This window comes from Nocardioides massiliensis (genome assembly GCF_030811215.1).
GTDB lineage: Bacteria > Actinomycetota > Actinomycetes > Propionibacteriales > Nocardioidaceae > Nocardioides_A > Nocardioides_A massiliensis.
On the sequence record NZ_JAUSQM010000001.1, the window covers coordinates 3,888,649 to 3,908,398 of the forward strand.

A 19,750-nucleotide genomic window follows, 5' to 3' on the forward strand; every position below is an offset into this window, starting at 1 on the left:
ATTCTTTGGAGGATCAGATGAGCGACCCGAGAGATGCGGTGTTCCAGGAGCTCGCCGTCGTCGGCAAGGCCTTCGGCAGCGCGAAGCGACTGGAGCTGGTCGACCTGCTCGCCCAGGGCGAGCGGACCGTCGACAGCCTGGCGCGGGCCGCGGAGATGGGCCTGAGCACGGTGTCGGCGCACCTGCAGGTCCTGAAGCTGTCGAACCTGGTGCAGACACGGCGCGAGGGCACCCGCATCTACTACCGACTGGCCGGGGACGACGTGGCGGCGTTGTACGACGCAATGCTGACCGTCGCTCGCACGCGTTCGGCTGACGTCGGGCGTGCCTTGGACGCCTACCTCAACCTGTCCGACGGCGACGAGGTCGGCATCATCACGCGTGCTGAGCTCGCCGACCTGATGACGCGCGGCGAGCCGCTGGTGCTCGACGTACGCCCGCGGGAGGAGTACGCCGCCGGCCACATCCCGGGCGCCCGCAACCTCCCCTTCGGCGAGCTCGCCACCGCGGTCGACGAGCTGCGTCAGGAGCGGTCGATCGTCGCCTACTGCCGGGGCGCCTACTGCGTGCTGGCCCATGACGCGGTCAGGCTGCTGAGTGGTGAGGGCGTCGAGGCGCTCCGGCTCGAGGACGGCATGCTGGAGTGGCGCACCCACGGCCACCCGGTCGAGGTCGGCGCATGATCGCCGCACTGCGGTTCTGGCCGGCGCGCCGCTGGCTGATCGCTGCCCTGGTCGCGCTTGGCTCGACGCTCGTCATCGCCATCCCCACCGCGCTGATCGCGACCCCGATCTTCGGGCGCGAGATCCCGCCGACCTGGTGGGCGTGGCCCGCGCTGCTGGTCTCTTCGATCCTCATCGGCCTGTTGGTGGCGTCGTACGTCGCGGACCCCGCGCGCGTGCCCACCGACCGCGCCACCACCCGCGGTGGCTGGGCCGGCAGTCTCCTGACGTTCTTCGCCGTCGGCTGCCCCGTCTGCAACAAGCTCGTCCTGCTCGCGCTCGGCACCACCGGCGCGCTGACGTGGTTCGAGCCCGTCCAACCGTTCCTGCAGCTGCTCGCCGTCGTCGTGCTGGCCTGGGCGCTGCGCACCCGTCTGCGCGGCGAGCTCGCCTGTCGCATCCGTCCCGAGGAAGTTCATGTCTGACACCCGCACCCCGTCCCCCACCAAGGCGAGCACCAGCAAGCCGGGCGCCCGCAAGAGCCCGCTGCTGCCTGCGCTCCTCGCCGTAATCGCCGCAGCCGTCCTCGTCCTCGGCTTCGTCGGCCTGCCCGGCGACGATGACGACGCCTCCGCGCAGGACGGGTCGTCCGGATCGAGCGCGGTCGCCGACCTGCCGGCGGACGACCCGCTGGTGCAGCTGCCCCGGCGCGACCCCGACGATCCCCGTGCACTCGGTGACGTCGACGCGCCGGTGGTGATGGTGAACTACTCGGAGTTCCAGTGCCCGTTCTGCGGCAAGTTCGCGCGTGACACCGCGCCGACCCTGATCGAGAAGTACGTCGCCGACGGCACCTTGCGCATCGAGTGGCGCGACTTCCCCTACCTCGGGCCGGAGTCGATGACCGCGGCCCTCGCCGGGGTCGCCGCCGCGGAGCAGGACAAGTTCTGGGAGTTCCACGACGCGCTCTTCGCCGAGCAACTGCCGCCCAACAGCGGCAACCTCGACCAGGACTACCTCGAGGACAAGGCCGAGGAGGCCGGACTCGACGTCGCCGCCTTCCGTGAGGCGATGGACTCGACCGTCGCCGACCGACGCGTAACCCTCGACTTCCAGGAGGGTCAGACGATCGGCGTCAGCGGCACACCCGCGTTCGTCATCAACGGCGTCCCCGTCATGGGCGCGCAGCCGACCGAGGTGTTCGAGCAGGTCATCGAGGAGGCTGCGGCGCAGTGAGCGACGTCGGTCTGCTGGCGGCAGTCGCGGCCGGCGTGCTGGCGCTGCTGTCTCCGTGCAGCGCGCTGCTGTTGCCGTCGTTCTTCGCCTATGCCTTCACCACGCGTCGTGCGCTGGTGGTGCGGACGCTGGTGTTCTATCTCGGGCTCCTGCTCACCCTGGTCCCGCTCGGCACGGGCGCAGCGGCGGCCTCGTCGCTGTTCTACGGCCACCGGGGCACGCTCATCGCGGTGGCGGGCTGGACGATCATCGGGCTCGGCGTCCTGCAGCTCGCGGGCAAGGGCTTCGCGCTGCCGTTCAGCAGCCGGCTCCAGGCGTGGTCGAACCGTCGGCAGGGAGCCGGCTGGGTCTCGACGCTCGTGCTGGGCGCCGTCTATGGCCTGGCCGGCTTCTGCTCCGGTCCCGTCCTCGGCGCGATCCTGACCGTCGCGGCGGTGCAGGACTCCCCGTGGCAGGGCGGCGTCCTGCTCGCGGCGTACGCGCTCGGGATGACCGCTCCCCTGCTCGTCCTCGCGGCGGTGTGGGACCGGTTCGACCTCGGCCGGCGGTCGTGGCTGCGCGGGCGCACGCTCACGTGGGGCCCGTGGCGGGTGCACACCACGTCGGTGATCGCCGGGCTGCTCTTCATCGGCATCGGGGCGCTGTTCTTGCGCTACGACGGGACCGCCGGGCTGACCGGTGCGCTCGGGTTCGACACCGTCGACCTGGAGTACGCCGCCCAGCAGGCCGTCACCGCCTGGGCCGCGGCGATCCCCGGGTGGGTGCTGCCGGCCGTGATCATGCTCGTTGCGGGGTTCGTGGCGTGGCGTCGCTCGCGGCCCGCGCGCGGGGTCGCCGCCGAGCCCACGCGTGAGGCCGCCCTCGAACGGGCAGATCGCACCTAGAATCCAGCAGTCCCCGTGTGTCCAGAGAGGTCGTGCGCATGAATCCCGACCTGCGTGACCTTCGCGTCGAGCCACCGCGTCTTCAGGCGTCCGACCACCTGGCGCATCAGCTGGCGGCGCTCGCGAGCGCGACCAGCCCCCGGCCGGCTCGGCGTCGTGGCGCTCTCGTCGCGATGGTGACGGCCGGGGTCCTCGCGCTCGGGGCTGGCGGCGCGTGGGCGACCGGCGCGATCGAGGTCCCCGGACTGCCGGCACCCGGCGCACCGACACCGGCTCCGCCCCCAGGCGATCGCCCAGGCCCGACCACGCCGAACGACGAGACCGAGACGCCCACCGCGCCGGACACCCCCGCCAGGTCAAGCGACGTGGACCGGCCCGGTGAGCGTCCCGAGCCCGGCCGAGTGGCCCGGGAGCGTGGCGTGGCGGATCCCGATGGACGCAACGATCCCGACGCTCGCGGCCGACCCGCCGATCCGGGGGCGCCGGGCGCCGGACGCCAGGGGCCTCCCCCGGAGCGGGGTCGTGGGGCCGTTGAGGAGCGGGGGCGCCCCAAGCCCGCGATGCCGACCGCACCTCCCGGTCAGGCGGCCAAGCCCGAGGCACCCGGGAAGCCGGGAGCTGGGGGCGGCACCACCAAGCCGCCCCAGCGCCGGTCCCCTGGCGATCCGCCCGGTCGTGACAAGAACGCCACCGACGACGAGACGTCGACCGGGACCCGCGCGGATGCCGGAGGACGCGCCGGTCGACCCGGGTCGGGCGACGATGTCTGACGGCGAGCTGATCACCCGCGCCAAGGACGGTGATCCCGAGGCGTGGCGCGAGCTGTACGCCGCTCACGCCGGCCGACTGCTGGCCTGGCTGCGCCTGCGGCCCACCCGGGACGCCGCGGTGACGGCCGAGGATGTGGCGAGCGAGACCTGGTATGTCGCGGCATCCAAGATCCACGACTTCCGCGGCACCTCCGCGGACTTCGTCGGCTGGTTGTTCGGGACGGCCCGCCGGGTCGCGGCGAACGCCCGGCGGACGGCGGAGCGGCGAGCGACCTCCCCACAGGAGCCCGAGACGCTGGTGGAGTCGAGCGGCCCCGCGGAGGACCACGCGCTCGTGCACGAGCGGCTGGACTGGATCCGGTCGGTGCTGGCTCCCCTGTCGCCGCGCGAGCGTGACGCGATCGGCCTGGTCGACGTACTCGGCCTCGACAGCCAGAGCGCCGCCGAAGCCCTCGGGATCACGGTGACGGCACTGCGCGTGGCTCGTCACCGGGGCCTGCGCCGACTGCGACGCGAGCAGTCGCTCGCCCCAGCGACGCTCATCGAGCAACGGCTGATCTGAGCAGGTACGACAACGGCGGCGGTGCGGTGCGCACCGCCGCCGTTGTGCCGCTGTGGGAATGCCGTGCCCTCAGGCTGCGGGCGTCTCCGGCGTCTCCGGCGTCTCAGGCGTCTCCTGAGCCGCGAGGCACTTGTCGAGGCGCTCGTTGGCCTTGGCGAGGCGCTGAACCTGGGCCTTCTTCACCTTCACGACCTGCTTCTTCTGCTTCTTGGCCTTGGTCAGCGCCTGCTTCGCCTTGCTGCGCTGGTTGGCCTTGTCCGCGCGGGCGACGGCCTTGCGGGCCTTCTTGACCTTGGCCTGCTTCTTCTCGAAGACCGCGGTCACCCGAGCCAAGGCGTCCTCCGCCTTCTGCACCTGCGCGCTCTGCGTGGCGCACGGCTCGGCCGGGGCCTCCTCGTCCGCGTGGGCGGCCGGTGCGCTCAGCGCACCGAACGAGAGGGCGAGAGCTGCGGCGGCAGCGGCGAACCGGGGGGACTTCTGCATCAGAGTGTCTCCTTGCGACGGAACCATTGTCACCGACTACCTGTCACGAGGCTCGCGAAGCGTTACATCCGATTCGCGACGGTCTCACGACGCCCGGACGAGCTCCGTGGGCTCCTCGCGCCACGCCTTGCCGTCGCGACCGGCGTTGTAGGTCTCGAGGTCGAGGATGCCCTCTCGCTTGGCGACGATGGTCGGCACCAGCGCCTGCCCGGCGACGTTGACCGCCGTACGCCCCATGTCGAGGATCGGGTCGATGGCCAGCAGCAGGCCGACGCCCTCGAGCGGCAGACCCAGCGTCGACAGGGTGAGCGTCAGCATGACGGTGGCGCCCGTGACGCCGGCCGTCGCCGCGGAGCCGATCACCGAGACGAAGACGATCAGCAGGTAGTCAGTGACCGAGAGCTCGAGCCCGAAGAACTGCGCGACGAAGATCGCCGAGATCGCCGGATAGATCGAGGCGCAGCCGTCCATCTTGGTCGTGGCGCCGAGGGGTACGGCGAACGACGAGTAGGCGCGCGGCACGCCGAGATTGCGCTCGGTGACCGACTGGGTGACCGGCATCGTGCCGATCGAGGAGCGCGAGACGAACGCCAGCGAGACCGCCGGCCAGGCGCCGGAGAAAAACCGCCGGATCGACAGGCCGTTGAGGCGCAGCAGCGCCGGGTAGACGCCGAAGACCACGAGCGCCAGTCCGACATAGATCGCGATGGTGAACGTGCCGAGCGAGCCGAGCGCGTCCCAGCCGTACGACGCCACCGCGTTGCCCAGCAGGCCGACGGTCGCGATGGGCGCGAGCAGGATGACCCACCACAGCACCTTCTGCACCACGGCGAGCGCGGAGCGGACGACAGTGAGGAACGGCTCGGCGGCCTCGCCGACCTTGAGCGTGGCGATGCCGATCGCGATGGCGACGACGAGGATCTGCAGCACGTTGAAGGACAGCCCGACCGACCCGTCCGACCCGGCGCTGGCCTGCAGGCCAACCGCGTTGACCGGCACCAAGCCGGTGAGGAAGTCCAGCCACGACCCGGTCTTCGACGGGGCCGCCGCGGCGTCGGCTGTGACACTGGCGTGGTCGCCAGGGCGGAGCACGAGGCCGAGGGTGATGCCGATGGCCACCGCGATCAGGGCGGTGATGGCAAACCAGATCAGCGTCTTCCACGCGAGCCGGGCGGCGCCGGTGACGTCACGCAGGTTGGCGATCGAGGCGACGATCGCGAGGAACACCAGCGGCGGGACGATCGTGCGCAGCAGCGTCACGAAGATGCCGCCGACCGTGCTGAGGGTCTCGGTCAGCCAGTTCGGGTCCTCGGCGCCGTCGGGACCCATCGCACGGGCAACGAGGCCGAGGATGACGCCGAGCACGAGACCGATGAGAACCTGGGTGCCGAAGGACGGGAGCCGCAGCGTGCGGCGGTCGCGGGTCGGCTGGCCCGCTGGAGCGGTGGTCACCATGACATGAACCTTTCGTCACGCAGGCGCATCAGAGTGCGGCGGCGGCGAGGATGAAGAGGAGTTCCGGAGACGAGGGCTCAGCGAGAACAGGGCGCGACCTTGATCCGTGACAGGTCCACGACGCGTCGACGCGTCAGCGTCGCACCGGGGGTCACGGGTGTCAGCACATCAGATTCAAACGACGAGCTCAGGTGGTTATTCCCGCCCCGGGGAGATCCACGTCACCCTCCGCGAGCGTTCCCGTGCCGTCGAGCTCCAGCACCCGATCCAGCCCGAGCCGCCGCAGGAACCGGAGGTCGTGGCTCACCACCAGCAGCGCGCCCCGGAACGACGCGAGCGCTGTGACCAACTGGTCGACGCTCGGGATGTCGAGGTCGTTGGTCGGCTCGTCGAGGACCAGCAGCTCCGGCGGTGGATCGGCGAGCAGCAGGCGCGCGAGCGCGACGCGGAACCGCTCGCCCCCGGACAGTGCGCCGACGGGACGGTCGACCATGTCGCCGCGGACGAGCAGCCGGGCCAGCCGGTTGCGCACCTCCCCCGGCGGCATGCGCGGGCAGGAGCCGCGGACGAGGTCGAGCACGGTAGCGGTTTCGTCGAGGACGATGCGCTGCGGAAGGTAGCCGTGGCGGACGGTGAGCGTGGGCAGCAGGGCCTCGACCAACGTCGTCTTGCCCACGCCGTTCGCCCCGACGAGCGCGATGCGCTCCGGCCCTTGGATGCGCTGGGTGCGCCCGTCCGCACTCGGCAGCTCCGCGATCCGCCTGCCGCGCGGCACGTGCGGATCAGGCAGGTCGACGCGAATCGCGTCGTCGTCACGGACCTGCAGTTCCGCGGCGGCGACGGCCTCCCGGGCGGCAGCCTCTTTGGCTCCCGCCGCCGTCCGGCGGGAACCCTGGGACTTCTCGGCCGAGTTGCGGCGATCGTCGACCACCGCGGCGACGTACTTGCGGTTCTCCCGGTCCCTGCGACCCTGACGCTGGCTGTGCGCGATCCGTTCCTCGACCTTGATCCGCTCACGCTTCTCTCGCCGCAGCACCTGTTCGGCTGCCCTCAGCGCGCGCGCCGCCGCCTCCTGCCGGGTCACGAGCCAGGCTCGGTAGTCGTCGTACGGGCCGCCGAAGACGGTGAGCTCGGCCGCCCGCAGCTCAGCGGTGGCGTCCAGCCTGTTGAGCAGCTCGAGGTCGTGGCTGACCACGATCAGCGTCCCGCACCAGGAGTCGATCAGCTCATAGAGCCGGCGGCGGGTGGGCAGGTCGAGGTTGTTGGTCGGCTCGTCCAGCAGCGTGATGTCTGCACCCCGCAGCCGTACGCCGACGATCGCGGCCAGCATCGCCTCCCCGCCCGACAGCGTGCGCACCGCGCGGTCGAGGTCGGTCGGCAGGCCGAGGGCAGCGAGGTCGGCCGCGGCGCGCTCCTCGATGTCCCAGGCGTCGCCAATGACGTCAAAGTGCGTGGGGTCCACCGAACCGGACTCGACCGCACCCAGGGCGGCGCGCACCTCGGCGATGCCCAAGAGGTCGGCGAGCGTGCCGCCGGCTCGCGTCACGTCTTGGCGCAGGACGGCGACCGTCCCTGTGGTGGTGAGCGTGCCGTCGGTCGGCTGCAGGTCGCCGGCGATCAGCCGCAGGAGGGTGGACTTGCCGGCGCCGTTGGCACCGACCAGGCCCGTGCGGCCGGCGCTGAACGCACCGGAGACGTGCGTGAGCACCGGCGTGCCATCGGGCCAGTGGAAGGAGAGGTCGTGCAGGACGACAGCGGAAGGAAACGACAAGGAGAGCTCCGTGAGGTCGACGTACGCGCCGACACCGGAGACGGCGTCAGCGCACCTGGGCGGCGGAGGTGCTCCTGTGCTCGCTCACGCGTCGTCCTTCGCTTCGTCCCCTGACACCCGCGAGCCGCTCGCGAGGGACGGGGTCCATGGTCACCGATGCGCTCGGTGTCGGCCAACCGATTTTCGCCCGCCCGTGCAGCACCGGGGCCCGATCGCGCAGCGCTTGCGATGATGGGCTGGTGCCCCTCGACGTCGAGCTCGCCGAGATCCGCGACTTCCTCGCGGGTCACGAACCCTTCGCCTCCCTGCCGCCCGACGTCCTGAGCTCGATCCCCGCGCGCCTGAGCGTGGTGTACCGCCGACGCGGCACGCTGGTCCAGGACGCGGGCACCGTCCCCGAGGAGCTGCTCGTCGTACGCTCCGGCGCCGTCGAGCTGCGCGACCCCGACGGCGAGCTGGTCGAGCGCGGGAGCGCCGGACTGTGCCTCGGCGGGTCGGCCCTCGCCGCGGGTACACCGCAGCCCGTCGCCGCGCACGCGATCGAGGACACCCTGTTGCTGGCCTGCCCGGCAGTGGTCTTCCACCAGCTACGTGCCGAGCACGACGGCTTCTCGGCGTTCTTCGAGCAGCGCGGCGGTCAGCTGCGCGAGGCAGTCGCCAGCCAGCGCGCGCGCCACATGACCGACGCCGACCGTGCGGTGCTGCAGACCCACGTCCGCGACCTCGTACGCCGACCCCCGGTCGCGGTCCGCGCCGACGAACCCATCGTCGAGGCCGCACGGCTGATGTCGATCGAGCGGATCTCCTCACTGCTGGTGACCGACGACGACCGCCTCGTCGGGATCCTGACCGACCGCGACCTGCGCACCCGGGTGCTGGCCGCGGGGATCGACCCGAGCGCGCCGGTGGCGGCGGTGATGACCAAGGACCCGGTCACAGTCGGCCCGGACGCCCTGGCCATCGAGGCCCTTCTGGAGCTGGTGCGCCGCAACATCCACCACCTCCCCGTCCTCGACGCCGGCCGCCCGATCGGGATGATCACCGACACCGACCTGATCCGGCTGCAGCAGGCCAGCCCGGTCTTCCTCGTCGGCGACATCGCCAAGGCCCGCGACGTCACGGTCGTCGCGGCGCTGGCCGCCCGGCTGCCCGGTGTGGTGGCGGGGTTGGTGCGGCAAGGCACCTCAGCGCGCGACGCGGGTCGGGTGGTGACGACCGTCGGCGACGCGATCGAGGCCCGGCTCCTCGAGCTCGCCGAGGCTGAGCTCGGCGCTCCCCCGGTGCCGTACGCCTGGGTCACGCTGGGTTCGCGCGCCCGCTTCGAGCAGGCCCTCGCGCCCGACCAGGACCACGCGCTCGTCCTGCACGACGACTACCGGCCCGACGCCCACGCGGCGTACTTCCGCGAGCTCGCCGAGCACGTCACCTCCGGCCTGGAGGCCGTCGGCTATCCGCGCTGTCGCGGCGAGAAGATGGCAACCAACCCGCAGTGGCGCCAACCGCTGGCCGCCTGGCGCGCCGACGTCGCGCGGTGGGTCGACAACCCGGCACCGCAAGCCGTGCTGGAGGCCAGCGTCTTCTTCGACCTACGGCATCTGTACGGCGACCCAGCGCTGAGCGCCGCGCTGGCAGCAACCCAGCGCGCCGCAGCGCAACGTGGCGCGGTCTTCCTCGCCCACCTCGCTGCGCACGCCGCGTCGGCCCAGCCTCCGCTGGGGTTCTTCCGCGGGCTGGTCGTCGACCGCGCCGGCGAGCATCGCGACACCCTCGACCTCAAGCGCGGCGGGATCAACATCATCGTCGAGATCGCCCGCCTCCACGGGCTCGCCGCCGGAAGTGAGGAGACCTCGACCGTGGCGCGTCTCGAGGACGCCGTCGCGGCCGGCCGCCTCAGCGCGGCGCTCGGCGCGGACCTGCGCGACGCCTGGGAGTTCCTCGCCCACGTCCGGTTGCGCAACCAGGTCGACCAGGTGCGGCACGGCCAGCCGCCGAGCAACCGGATCGCGCCCGCGTCCCTGAGCCACTTCGAGAAGCGCCACCTCAAGGACGCCTTCGGCGTCATCCGCACCGCCCAGGAGGCTCTCGCCCATCGGTACCCGGTGCGGGGACTGATGTGACCTCCGGCGACGGCACCCCGGTCGAGGAGCTGCGCCTCCTGGCCGTCGACCTCGAGACCAGCGGCCTCTCCCGCAGCCAGGACCGGATCCTCGCGATCGGGTGGGTGCCCGTCGACGGCACGCGCATCGACCTATCCGGCGCGCGCCGCCACGTCGTACGCCAGGACGAGCCCGGTGACGCGGTCACCATCCACGGCCTCACCCACGACGACCTCGACGACGGACGCCCGCTGGCCGAGGTGCTCGCCGAGCTGCGGGCCTCGCTGGCCGGACGCGCGCTGCTCGCGCATCACGCGCCGTTCGACGTGTCGTTCCTCGAGGCAGCCCACCGCGAGCTCGACCAGCCGCTCCCCCGCGTCCCGATCGTCTGCACGCTCGCCCTGCAGCGCCGACTCCTCAGCAGGTACGGCGAGATCCCCCGCGGCGCGCTGCGCCTGTGGCGGGCCCGAGAGCACTACGGACTCCCGACCGCCAAGGCCCACGACGCCCTCGGCGACGCCCTGGCGTGCGCCGAGCTCTACCTCGCTCAGGTGGCGGAGCTCGGCACCGCCGGCCGCGCGGTCCGGCTGCGCGACGTACGGCTGCGGCGGACCTGGCTGGAGCGGGTGCGCGGATGGCTGCGCGGAACCCGATGAGCAGCCGGTCGCTGGGCTGGACGGGAGCCCTGCTGCTCATCCCCCTGTTCGTGATCGCCGTCGTCGCCCACGACGCCTCCGAGACCGCGCCGCGGGGTGTGCCGCTCGCGATCGTCGCGCCGCCGGTCGTCGCGGACACCGTCGCAGCAGAGGCGAACGAGCTCCCCAACCGACCGTTCGCGGCGCTGCCGGTCGCGACGGAGGAGGAGGCGACCCGAGCGCTGCTCAACGCAGACGTACGCGGCGTCGTGGTCGTCGACATCGCGCACACCGACGACGTGCTCCTGATCGACGGCGCGGCCGACCCCACGCTCAACCAGGCGATCGCGGCGCAGGTCCGGGCGCTGGCATCCGGTCGCGACCGCACCGTGACCGAGCGCGCTCTGCGCCCCGACACCGACCCCGACATCGCGACGGTGCGCCTGGTCGTCCTCTGCTGCGGCTGGGGTGGATTCGCACTGGTCGTCGCGATCTCCTTCTGGCGCGGGCCGTTCGCGCGTACGTTCAGGCTCGGTCTGGCCCGGATCGCCGGCGTGTTGGCAGCAGCCGCCGCCGCGGGGCTGGCGGTCGCCCTGGCGTTGCGGGGGGACGGGGGCGCGACCGACCTCGCCGTCGTCGCGGTCGCCGCCGGTGCCGTGCTGGTCACCGCTGCCCTGGTGACCCTCGCGCTCGAGGCGCTGGCCGGGTACGCCGGGCTGGCCGTGGCCGCCGCGCTCTTCGTCGGTCTGTCGCTGCCACTCACCCTGCGGGTCGACCCGCTGCTGCTCTCCCGTCCGTGGGGTGACCTGGTCGTCCACGGGCCGCCCGGCGCGTCCCTCGACGCCGTCGCTGCTGCCGTGCTCCACGGTGGCAACGGTCTTGCTCGCCCCGCCCTGGTCCTGACGTCGTGGGCGCTGGTGGCGCTGGCCGTCCTCGTCCTGACGCGGCGGGAGGCGGCGAGCGGCGCACCGGTCCCGGCATTCGGCACGTCGCCCGCGCCGGCACCGGAGCAGCGGCTGCGGCGATGGCGACTGCACGTGCTCGCCGCGATCGCCCCCGGCGTACTGCTGCTCCTCGTGCTGCAGGTGGCTCTGGACCGCGTCGGCGAGGACCGGCTCGCGGCCGCCGTCGAACCGCCGTCGCGCGCGACGACGACGGAGTGCGTCGGCACCGGCGAGTTCCGCTCGGTGGCCGACCTCAACCGGGTCACCACGCAGCTACGGGCGGGCCCGGAGTTCCAGGGTGCCGACGTGGGCGCGAGCGTCCGGCTGCAGGACGGCCGCCGACTGATGATGTTCGGCGACACGCTGCGTGCGGCGCGCTTCGACGGCCAGCGCTTCGTGCGCAACTCCATGCTGCTGGTCGGCGACGGGTGCCTGCAGGTCGTGCTCCCCGCCGACGGCGGGGCGCTCGTGCCCGATCGCGCGGACCCGGGCTCCTCGGCGCCGGTGGGCTACTGGCCGATGTCGGTCGCGGCCGAGAGCTTCCCCGGGTACGACCTCGTCGCCGTGATGCTCCAGCGCGTGCGGACCACCGGCACGACCGCGTTCGACTTCGCCAACCTCGGACCGTCCGTCGCCGTCTTCGTCGTCGCGCCGGGGCAGACACCCCAGCTGCTCGGCGTACGCGACATCGGCAAGGACTCCCCCGACGCGGCTCGCCCGGCCTGGGGCGCCGCATCCGCGATCGACGACGGTTGGCTCTACCTCTACGGCACCGCGCACGAGCCGGCCCCGCTGGTCTTCGGCTTCTCCCTGCGGGTGGCGCGCGTGCGCCCCGAGGAGGTCCTCGACACCGGGGCGTGGCGGTTCTGGGACGGCTCCACGTGGGTGCGTCGCCCGGGCGACGCCGTCGAGCTGATCGGCGCGACCGGGGGCACGTCGCAGACGCTCTCGGTCTTCGAGCGGGACGGCCGGTGGTACGCCCTGAGCAAGCGCGACGAGTTCCTCGGCACCGACATCACCGTGTGGTCGGCACCGACCCCGTGGGGTCCGTACGACGCGGGGCAGGCAGTCGCTCCCCTGCCCTCCGACGCCGCGACCGGTCAGCTGCGCTACATGCCGCTGGCCCACCCCGACCTGCTCCCGGAGCCGGGGACCGTCGTCGTGTCCTACAGCCGCAACCGCGAGGACGTCGCCGAGATCCTCGAGGACCCGTTCCGCTACCGGCCGCGGTTCCTCCGGGTCCCCCTTCCCGCTGCGCCAGCGCCGAGGTGAGGCCGCGCGCGTCCGGTTGGCAGGCGTCCGCGTGGGTATGAGCCCAGACATGACTGAGCAGCCCGACAACGTGTCCGAGGAGATCGGCACCGACCCCGCGGTCGACCTCACCAACGACGCAGGAGACAACGAGAGCTACCACGGCTACAGCGTCGACGACGAGACGCAGCCGCAGGGCAGCGGCGACAGCCTCGTCGACGACCGCGGCCTCGCCGAGCCGCTGGACGAGGGCTACAGCCCGCCGGAGAAGTGGTCGGCCGGTCAGCGCTACGGCAACACCCCGCTCGAGGAGGCCATGGGCGAGACGCTCGACCAGCGCCTGGAGCAGGAGATCCCCGAGCCGGACCCGTATGAGGAGGCGAAGGTCCTCAAGGAGGACGTCGGCGGCGAGGTCGGCACCGAGCGCTCCGGTCGGCTGGTTGCCCCGGACGAGGGCGTCGAGACTGACACCGAGCGCGACGCGATCGCCGAGGACGTGGGCATCGACGGCGCAGCCGCCAGCGCCGAGGAGGCCGCGGTCCACGTCGTGGATCCCGACCAGCAGATCTGAGGCTTCACCCCCGGACCTCGCCTACATGGCGCGGTGCGCGCGCATGCCCTCGCGGACGTGTCCGAGGAACTCCTCGGCGCGATCTGCGGGGGCCTTCGTCATGAGGCTGACCCCCACATAGAGCACGATCGCCACGGCCAATCCCCACACGCCGCTGCCCTGGTCGAGGAAACGCGTCTTCGTCAGCTCCAGAACGAGCACGAGAGTCCCGGCCACGACCGTGGAGACGAGGACCCCGGCCGCCGTACCGCGACGCCAGAAGAACGCGCCGATGATCGACGGCACCATCACCAGCAGGCCGGCCGAGGCCGACACGGAGAGTACGGCGATGAGGTCCAGCTCGAGCTGGGCGAAGCCGAAGGCGAGCACAGCGATCACCGGCAGCACGAGCTTGCCGACCGCGAGCTGGTTGGCTTCCGAGGCGTCGGGGCGGGCGACTTTGTAGACGTCGCGGCTGACCATGGACGACAGGGTGAGCATGATCGAGTCGATGGTCGAGACCGCAGCCGCGAGGATCCCGACCATCACCACGATGCCGAGCGCGGTCGGGACCAGGTCGGAGGCCAGCAGCGTCGGCGTGGCCAGGTCGCCGGTGGCGAGGTCCGGGAACCGCAGGCGCGCAGCGAACCCCCACATCACCGACACGAGCGTGTAGATGAGCCCGAAGACCATGAAGCCCAGCAGCATCCGGCGCAGATCCCGCATCGATCCGGGCGTGTAGAGCCGCTGGGAGACCTGCGGGTTGGAGATGGCGAAGAACATCCACGGCAGGGTCAGCCCGACGAACATGCTGAGGGAGAAGAACCCGTTGCCCGGCACCGACAGGTGGCCGGGGTGCTCGGCGGAGAGCGACGAGAAGAAGTCGCCGATCCCGCCGAGTCGGTGGACCACGAAGCCGACCACGAGGGTTGCGCCGATGATCATCACGATCGCCTGCAGCGAGTCGGTCCACGCCACCGATCGCAGCCCGGCGACGAGGGCGAAGACGATCGCCAGGACGGTGGCCATGACCGTGCCGGTCACGAACGAGATCCCGCCATCGGTCATGCCGGAGACCAGGTAGCCGACGCCGGCGAGCTGCACGGCGGCGTACGGAATGAGGAAGACACAGCTGGTCAGCGCGGTGACGGTGGCGACGCTGCGGGCGCCGTAGCGGTGGCCGAGCATCTCCGAGGGCGTGACGTAGCCGTACTTCTTGCCCACGAGCCAGAACCGCGGCCCGAAGACGAGCACGAGCGTCACGCCCATCAGGTAGATCAGCTCGAACCCGAGCGCACCGACGCCGCCGGTGTAGGTCAGGCCGGCCAGGCCGATCATCATGAACGCGCTGTAGGTCGTGGCGCTGTAGCTCATCGCCGAGACGAAGCCGCCCATCTTGCGGTCGCCGAGGAAGTAGTGCTGCATGTCGGCGGACTTGCCGGACCGCGAGAGTACGGCGGTGAGCACGGCGATCGCGACGTAGATCGCGACCCCGAACCAGACCCATCCGGTGTCCACGTCAGTCCCTCCAGTCCGCGCTGACGACCGCGTTGAGCGCGATCACCACGACCGTCGCCAGCGTCCAGAACAGGAAGCTGCCGTACCACGCGTCGACGCCGCCGAGCACGGCGTACGGGACGACGAAGGCCGCCAGCACCAGCAGCAGGATGGGGATGAGCAACCAGGCCTTGCCGGTGCGGTTCATGGGACGGCTCCTTCCGCTGCTCGAGGCACCCTAGGGGTGGATGCACCTCGCGCAGGTCCGGCGGTCGACCCGTGGACGCAGCAAAGGTCCGGCGGATCGCCGCGGCCGTCGGTCAGTGCTGCGGGGGGCCCCAACAGCTCGATGCCGTGCTGGGCTGCCGCGTGACCGAGCGCGGTCGGGTCGATGGGCCCCGGGTCCGGAAGGGCGCGTCGCGCAGCCGGCTCACCGGCGGCCCGGGCGTCCTCGACCACGTGCCGGTGCAACGGCGGCGCGAACCCCGCCGGGTTGACGAACTCGGCGACGGTGAGCTGCCCGCGCGTGTGAGCACCGGTTGCCTTCAGGATGACGAGGTTCCCGAGGAACCACAGCGCCTCCCCGGCATCGGGCCCGAGCACGTACGCCGTCGGCGTGGTCGGTTGCACCATGACGACACCCGCCCTTCCGCTCGGTGGTGGCATGGTGGCGGAGGCCAGTGACGGCAGCATGAACGGAGATCGGGGTCGCAGATAGCTTGTTGATCGTCACGTGGATGTCCCGCGACCGTTGCGAGATCGCCGCCCCGTCCAGTTCGGACACGGCGACGGTCCAGTGGTGCAGCGGGGTGCCGTCGAGGAGTGCGCCACTTGCCATCACGCATCGTCTTGACCTTGTTGGCGATGACGACTTGCGCAGCAGGTAGTCGACCCCGTGGCCGGCGGGCATCGACTTGATCGTGACGGTCACCGCGACCACCTCCATTCAGGTAGAGCGGATCACCGGTGCGGCCGCGGTGGTCGTGGATGATCTGCTGGATCCGACGTCGGCACCGATCCAGGGCATCGCCGGCCAGGCGGACGACGTGGAAGGGGTCCATCACCGCGACCGCCTCGGGCAGTTCCTCGGCGGTCGCGGTCTTGAAGCCGGTGAACCCGCCCATTGCCACGACCTCCACGCCGTCACGTCACTGAGCGGGGCGTTCGGCGAGCCAGGCCTTGAACGCGGCCTTGGAGCGGCCCTCGACCACCGCATGGGGCACGCCCAGATCACCACCACCCAGAAATACCTGCACGCCTTGCCGGACGCCGGCGAGAAGAATCTGACGGCCTTGGACCGGATTCGCAGCGCTCCCACTCGGCGACGGGCGGGACCTGCGACCTGACCATGGACGGAACCGAGCCTCTCGAGCGTGGCCCGACCAAGTCACCGCCCCATACCGGCGCCTGGGCCCGACGCGCGACAAGTCGTGCGCAGTCAGACGCGCCTCGTCGCAGCCGGCTCCACCGAGACTTCACCGGTGACGTCAGGTCGTGGCGCCGACGACGTTTCCTCGCTCATAGCGCAGTTCGGCCGATTCGGCGGCGCAACGTGAGTCCACTGATCAACATGCTAGCGGCCAAGGCGGCCCCGACTCCTTCGCCAGCACGCAACCGCAGGTCGAGCAGTGGCTCGAGCCCGAGGTGGTCCAGAACGAGGTCATGTCCGCATTCGCGGCTGCGCTGACCGGCGACCAGGTACGCCGATGCGCCCGGCTCGATTCGCATGGCGACCAGAGCGGCGACGGTGGTGGCCAGGCCGTCGAGGACAGTGACGGCGCCGACCGAGGCCGCTCCGAGCACGGCGCCGGCCAGGACGCAGAACTCGGGCCCGCCGACGGCGGCGAGCGCCTCCTCCGGCGAGCAGGGCGCTCCGCCGCGGGACCGCCGTACTCGTGCCAGGGCCGCGCCCACCACCTCGGTCTTGCGTCGCAGCATGGCGGTGTCGGCTCCCGCGCCGAGGCCGACCACCTCGGCCGGAGCGACATCGAGCAGCAGGGCCGCCAACGCGGCGGCGACCGTCGTGTTGCCGATGCCCACCTCCCCTAGGGCTTCCGGCGCACGGGTCGGGGTGACAGGTCGGTGTCTCTGGGTTGCTTGACCGGTCGGTCAGGCAGCAGTCTGCCGGATGCGGCGCTTGAGTTCCTTCTTGACTTGCAGCGGGGTGCGGCCGGCCATGTAGTCGCCGTGGTTGGGGCGCTCGTTGTTGTAGTCGACGACCCAGGCCTGCAGGGCCCTGTCGAGCAGCGCGATGTCTTCGACCCGTCCTCGGTGGAAGTGGGGCCGGTAGAACTCGTGGAGCACGGTTCCGTGGAACCTCTCGCACACCGCGTTGTGGTTCGGTGACCTCGGCGGGATCCGGTGATGATGCAGCCCGAGCTCGCCGACGCGGGCTTGGAACGCCTTGCCGACGAACTCTGGACCGTTGTCGGTCAGGACCCCTTCGAGGGTGATGCCGTGCTTGCGCAGCGCCTTCTTCAGATGATCCAGGAGCAGCGCCGTGACGGCGGCTGTCTTGTCGCCCACGACGAGCTGGACGACCGCGATCCGGGTGGCGATGTCGACCGCGGTCAGCTGCCACACCGCACCCACGCCCTTGAGGCGCCCGACGTAGAACGCATCCAGGGCTACGACCTGGCCCGGGCGGGAGGCGTATTGGCAGAACCCGAAGGGGCCCTCGAGGGCAGCCTCGGTGAGCTGCCCGGTTTCGGTGGCAGTCAGACTGGCCAACGCGATGATCCGCTGCTTGGCGGTGCCCAGGTTGTGACGCTTGAGGACCTTCGCGACGCCTGAGGCCGACCGGTCGACACCGCGCTTGCTGAGGTGGCGAAGCAACGACTTCGGACCCAGCGTCGGCTTGGCGATCGCTTCGGAGAGGATCACCGCGACCTCTTCGGAGGACATCGCGTTCGGCATGTGCGGACGGCGTCGCTCACGCGGCAGCAGTGCCGAGAGGCCGTACTGCTCGGCTTTGTTGACCCACTCGTAGTAAGTCTTGCGCGAGATGCCGAACACTCGGCACGCCTCGCTCACGTTGTTGATTCTCGCTGCGTACTCGAGCACTCGCACACGCCTGTCGTACACAATGTCGTCGTGGGTCACGGAATGACTTCCTGTTCTCTAGATCTCAGCAATCCAGAGACTGTCTTCCGTGGCCCACACCTACGCGCAGGCTCACCGGGTGTCACCCCAACCCGTGATCCCTACGCCCTAGGAGACTGCTGAACAATCCGCGCGCCTGACCGGGGCGGTATGCGGGTGCTGGGATCCTTGGGTTGTGCAGGGTGAGGCGGATCGTCAGCGTGAGTTGTTGGACGTGGAGTCGGTGGCTGGGCATCTGCTCGAGCCGGGCAGCGTGTTCGCGTTGCTGGCCGAGCATCGCGACCGGCTGTTTCCCGGCGAGTTGTTCGCCGACCTGTTCCCGTCAAAGCGGGGTCGGCCCTCGATCCCAGGCGAGGTGATCGCTTCGGTGATCGTGCTGCAGGCGCTGTATGGCCATTCGGACCGCGAAGCGATCGATGCGCTCACTTACGACCTGCGGTGGAAAGCCGCATGCGGGTATGCGATCGACGCCAAGGGCTTCGACCCCTCGACGTTGACCTACTGGCGGCGCCGGCTGGCCGCGAGCGACCGCCCGCAGCGGATCTTCGAGGTGGTCCGCGAGGTCATCACCGAAACCGGGGCGGTGGCCGGCAAGCAGCGCCGGGCACTGGATTCCACGATCCTCGATGACGCGGTCGCCCGCCAAGACACCGTCACGCAGCTGATCGCCCAGATCCGCCGCGTTGGCCGCGAGGTACCGGGCGCAAAGGATTTGATCGCGACTGTGTGCACCCGGCTGGCGACACTGACCGGCCAGGACTACGACCAGCCCGGCAAACCGTCGATCGCTTGGGACGACCAGGCCGCTCGCGAGGAGCTGGTCACCGCGCTGGTGGGAGACGCGCTCGCGCTGCTCGCCGGACTTGATGTCGAGGCGATCACCGCCGAGGGCGGCAAGGCCGCTGATGCGGTCGCATTGCTGGCCCTGATTGCCGGCCAAGACGTCGAGCCCGCGGAGGGCTCTGACGGCACCGACGGGCGGTGGCGCATCGCGCGCAGGACCGCGCCGGACCGGGTGATCTCGACCGTCGATCCCGACACCCGGCATGCCCACAAGTCCCGCGAACGGCGCCAGGACGGGTTCAAAGCCCACCTGGTGGTCGAACCGGACACCGGGCTGAGCACGGTGTGTGAGTTGACCAAGGCCAACGGGGCGGGGACTTCTGATGCGAGCGTGGGAGCTCGGCTCGTCACCGCTGATCTGACGATCAGCGAGAACAATGACGAGAACGGGAACGGCATTGAGGTGCTGGGTGACTCTGCCTATGCCAGTGGCGACATGCTTGATGAGCTCAACGACAACCAGTGGCGGCCGCTGCTGAAGCCGCGGCCGCTGCGCCCAGCAGTCGAGGGCGGGTTCACCATCGATGACTTCGCCCACGACACCGCCGCCGGCACCCTGACCTGCCCGGCAGGAGTCACGCGCCAGGTCACCGCGAAGAACTACGCAACGTTCGGGACCGCGTGCCGCGGTTGCCCACTCCGCGAGCAGTGCACCACCTCAGCGGCGGGTCGCAGCATCAAGATCCACGAGCACGCCCACCTCCTGCGCGAGCACCGTCAACGAGCCGCCGACGAAGGTTTCCAGGCCGCATATCGCCAGCACCGGCCGATGGTCGAACGCTCCATCGCCTGGCTCACCCGAGGCGCGCGCCGCGTGCCCTACCGCGGGGTCGAGAAGAACAACAACTGGCTCCACCACCGCGTCGCCGCGCTCAACCTGCGCCGGCTCGTTGCGATGGGACTGACGAACACCAACGGAACCTGGGTCCTGGCCTGAAACAGGACCAGCGGGGCCCTTGCTGATCCTCTCCGAGCCGCGCACGATGGCTCACAGGCGGGCGGAACGACC

At 71.2% G+C, this 19,750-nt stretch carries 19 protein-coding genes and 1 pseudogene; 11 read left to right on the top strand and 9 right to left on the bottom strand.

The features are described from left to right. Positions 1 to 17: 17 nt before the first annotated feature. Genes J2S59_RS19160 through J2S59_RS19185 form a run of 6 tightly spaced genes read left to right on the top strand, consistent with a single transcriptional unit; the run spans position 18 to position 4,114 of the window. Entirely contained in the window at positions 18 to 683 is a 666-nt protein-coding gene (locus J2S59_RS19160; protein WP_068124042.1) for an ArsR/SmtB family transcription factor, read from the top strand. After that, a complete protein-coding gene (locus tag J2S59_RS19165; RefSeq protein ID WP_068124037.1) occupies positions 680 to 1,147 on the top strand; it encodes a hypothetical protein in 468 nt (155 codons plus the stop codon). The genes J2S59_RS19160 and J2S59_RS19165 overlap by 4 nt, the downstream gene beginning before the upstream one ends. After that, positions 1,140 to 1,898: a DsbA family protein gene (locus tag J2S59_RS19170; RefSeq protein ID WP_068124035.1), complete on the top strand. Its 759-nt coding sequence runs from the start codon at positions 1,140 to 1,142 to the stop codon at positions 1,896 to 1,898. The genes J2S59_RS19165 and J2S59_RS19170 overlap by 8 nt, the downstream gene beginning before the upstream one ends. Continuing rightward, positions 1,895 to 2,782, top strand: coding sequence for a cytochrome c biogenesis CcdA family protein (locus J2S59_RS19175; RefSeq protein WP_306825405.1), 888 nt, complete (start codon positions 1,895 to 1,897; stop codon positions 2,780 to 2,782). Before J2S59_RS19170 ends, J2S59_RS19175 begins: the two co-directional genes overlap by 4 nt. Positions 2,783 to 2,820: 38 nt before the next feature. Further along, entirely contained in the window at positions 2,821 to 3,552 is a 732-nt protein-coding gene (locus J2S59_RS19180; protein ID WP_181641703.1) for a chromosomal replication initiator protein DnaA, read from the top strand. Next, positions 3,545 to 4,114 (top strand): RNA polymerase sigma factor, encoded by a 570-nt coding sequence (locus tag J2S59_RS19185; protein WP_181641704.1) that lies wholly within the window; start codon positions 3,545 to 3,547, stop codon positions 4,112 to 4,114. The genes J2S59_RS19180 and J2S59_RS19185 overlap by 8 nt, the downstream gene beginning before the upstream one ends. A 69-nt stretch (positions 4,115 to 4,183) precedes the next feature. Here J2S59_RS19185 and J2S59_RS19190 read toward each other — a convergent pair whose 3' ends face one another. From J2S59_RS19190 to J2S59_RS19200, 3 genes are all read right to left on the bottom strand, one after another. Then, entirely contained in the window at positions 4,184 to 4,597 is a 414-nt protein-coding gene (locus J2S59_RS19190) for a hypothetical protein (protein ID WP_068119096.1), read from the bottom strand. A gap of 84 nt (positions 4,598 to 4,681) precedes the next feature. Further along, entirely contained in the window at positions 4,682 to 6,052 is a 1,371-nt protein-coding gene (locus J2S59_RS19195; protein ID WP_068119099.1) for a dicarboxylate/amino acid:cation symporter, read from the bottom strand. A 187-nt stretch (positions 6,053 to 6,239) separates the two neighbouring features. After that, the gene (locus J2S59_RS19200; RefSeq protein ID WP_068119101.1) at positions 6,240 to 7,823 is read right to left on the bottom strand and encodes an ABC-F family ATP-binding cassette domain-containing protein; all 1,584 of its coding nucleotides are present in this window, start codon (positions 7,821 to 7,823) and stop codon (positions 6,240 to 6,242) included. Positions 7,824 to 8,062: 239 nt separating this feature from the next. Between J2S59_RS19200 and J2S59_RS19205 the strand changes: the two genes are divergently transcribed. The 4 genes from J2S59_RS19205 to J2S59_RS19220 are packed head-to-tail and all read left to right on the top strand — an operon-like array spanning position 8,063 to position 13,320. Then, complete coding sequence (locus J2S59_RS19205) at positions 8,063 to 9,940, top strand: putative nucleotidyltransferase substrate binding domain-containing protein (RefSeq protein ID WP_068119104.1); 1,878 nt, start codon at positions 8,063 to 8,065, stop codon at positions 9,938 to 9,940. After that, positions 9,937 to 10,575 carry a 3'-5' exonuclease gene (locus J2S59_RS19210; protein WP_181641705.1) on the top strand — a complete coding sequence of 213 codons (639 nt, stop codon included), beginning with the start codon at positions 9,937 to 9,939 and terminating at the stop codon, positions 10,573 to 10,575. The genes J2S59_RS19205 and J2S59_RS19210 overlap by 4 nt, the downstream gene beginning before the upstream one ends. After that, complete coding sequence (locus tag J2S59_RS19215) at positions 10,554 to 12,770, top strand: DUF5005 domain-containing protein (RefSeq protein ID WP_068119110.1); 2,217 nt, start codon at positions 10,554 to 10,556, stop codon at positions 12,768 to 12,770. Before J2S59_RS19210 ends, J2S59_RS19215 begins: the two co-directional genes overlap by 22 nt. Positions 12,771 to 12,819: 49 nt before the next feature. After that, positions 12,820 to 13,320: a DUF5709 domain-containing protein gene (locus J2S59_RS19220; RefSeq protein WP_220138359.1), complete on the top strand. Its 501-nt coding sequence runs from the start codon at positions 12,820 to 12,822 to the stop codon at positions 13,318 to 13,320. A gap of 21 nt (positions 13,321 to 13,341) precedes the next feature. Here J2S59_RS19220 and J2S59_RS19225 read toward each other — a convergent pair whose 3' ends face one another. The 6 genes and pseudogenes from J2S59_RS19225 to J2S59_RS19250 all read right to left on the bottom strand — a co-directional run bounded on the left by J2S59_RS19225 (position 13,342) and on the right by J2S59_RS19250 (position 17,898). After that, positions 13,342 to 14,817: a sodium:solute symporter family protein gene (locus J2S59_RS19225; protein WP_068119113.1), complete on the bottom strand. Its 1,476-nt coding sequence runs from the start codon at positions 14,815 to 14,817 to the stop codon at positions 13,342 to 13,344. Between the two features lies 1 nt (position 14,818). Then, entirely contained in the window at positions 14,819 to 15,004 is a 186-nt protein-coding gene (locus tag J2S59_RS19230) for a hypothetical protein (RefSeq protein WP_068119117.1), read from the bottom strand. Next, complete coding sequence (locus tag J2S59_RS19235; protein WP_068119122.1) at positions 15,001 to 15,429, bottom strand: cupin domain-containing protein; 429 nt, start codon at positions 15,427 to 15,429, stop codon at positions 15,001 to 15,003. Before J2S59_RS19235 ends, J2S59_RS19230 begins: the two co-directional genes overlap by 4 nt. A 317-nt stretch (positions 15,430 to 15,746) precedes the next feature. Next, a pseudogene (locus J2S59_RS19240) lies at positions 15,747 to 16,007 on the bottom strand (ISL3 family transposase); the annotation flags it as partial. A gap of 307 nt (positions 16,008 to 16,314) precedes the next feature. Next, complete coding sequence (locus J2S59_RS19245; RefSeq protein ID WP_068119127.1) at positions 16,315 to 16,836, bottom strand: nicotinate-nucleotide--dimethylbenzimidazole phosphoribosyltransferase; 522 nt, start codon at positions 16,834 to 16,836, stop codon at positions 16,315 to 16,317. A 69-nt stretch (positions 16,837 to 16,905) separates the two neighbouring features. Further along, positions 16,906 to 17,898, bottom strand: a complete 993-nt coding sequence (locus tag J2S59_RS19250; RefSeq protein WP_306825406.1) for a helix-turn-helix domain-containing protein — start codon at positions 17,896 to 17,898, stop codon at positions 16,906 to 16,908. A gap of 175 nt (positions 17,899 to 18,073) precedes the next feature. Between J2S59_RS19250 and J2S59_RS19255 the strand changes: the two genes are divergently transcribed. Beyond that, the gene (locus J2S59_RS19255; RefSeq protein WP_306825407.1) at positions 18,074 to 19,678 is read left to right on the top strand and encodes an IS1182 family transposase; all 1,605 of its coding nucleotides are present in this window, start codon (positions 18,074 to 18,076) and stop codon (positions 19,676 to 19,678) included. Positions 19,679 to 19,750: the final 72 nt, after the last annotated feature.

Excerpts from the sequence above, each read along its gene's own strand:
- J2S59_RS19160 (WP_068124042.1), top strand. The coding sequence starts at position 18 with ATGAGCGACCCGAGAGATGCGGTGTTCCAGGAGCTCGCCGTCGTCGGC.
- J2S59_RS19165 (WP_068124037.1), top strand. The coding sequence starts at position 680 with ATGATCGCCGCACTGCGGTTCTGGCCGGCGCGCCGCTGGCTGATCGCT.
- J2S59_RS19170 (WP_068124035.1), top strand. The coding sequence starts at position 1,140 with ATGTCTGACACCCGCACCCCGTCCCCCACCAAGGCGAGCACCAGCAAG.
- J2S59_RS19180 (WP_181641703.1), top strand. The coding sequence starts at position 2,821 with ATGAATCCCGACCTGCGTGACCTTCGCGTCGAGCCACCGCGTCTTCAG.
- J2S59_RS19185 (WP_181641704.1), top strand. The coding sequence starts at position 3,545 with ATGTCTGACGGCGAGCTGATCACCCGCGCCAAGGACGGTGATCCCGAG.
- J2S59_RS19190 (WP_068119096.1), bottom strand. The coding sequence starts at position 4,597 with ATGCAGAAGTCCCCCCGGTTCGCCGCTGCCGCCGCAGCTCTCGCCCTC.
- J2S59_RS19195 (WP_068119099.1), bottom strand. The coding sequence starts at position 6,052 with ATGGTGACCACCGCTCCAGCGGGCCAGCCGACCCGCGACCGCCGCACG.
- J2S59_RS19215 (WP_068119110.1), top strand. The coding sequence starts at position 10,554 with ATGGCTGCGCGGAACCCGATGAGCAGCCGGTCGCTGGGCTGGACGGGA.
- J2S59_RS19220 (WP_220138359.1), top strand. The coding sequence starts at position 12,820 with ATGACTGAGCAGCCCGACAACGTGTCCGAGGAGATCGGCACCGACCCC.
- J2S59_RS19230 (WP_068119117.1), bottom strand. The coding sequence starts at position 15,004 with ATGAACCGCACCGGCAAGGCCTGGTTGCTCATCCCCATCCTGCTGCTG.
- J2S59_RS19235 (WP_068119122.1), bottom strand. The coding sequence starts at position 15,429 with ATGGTGCAACCGACCACGCCGACGGCGTACGTGCTCGGGCCCGATGCC.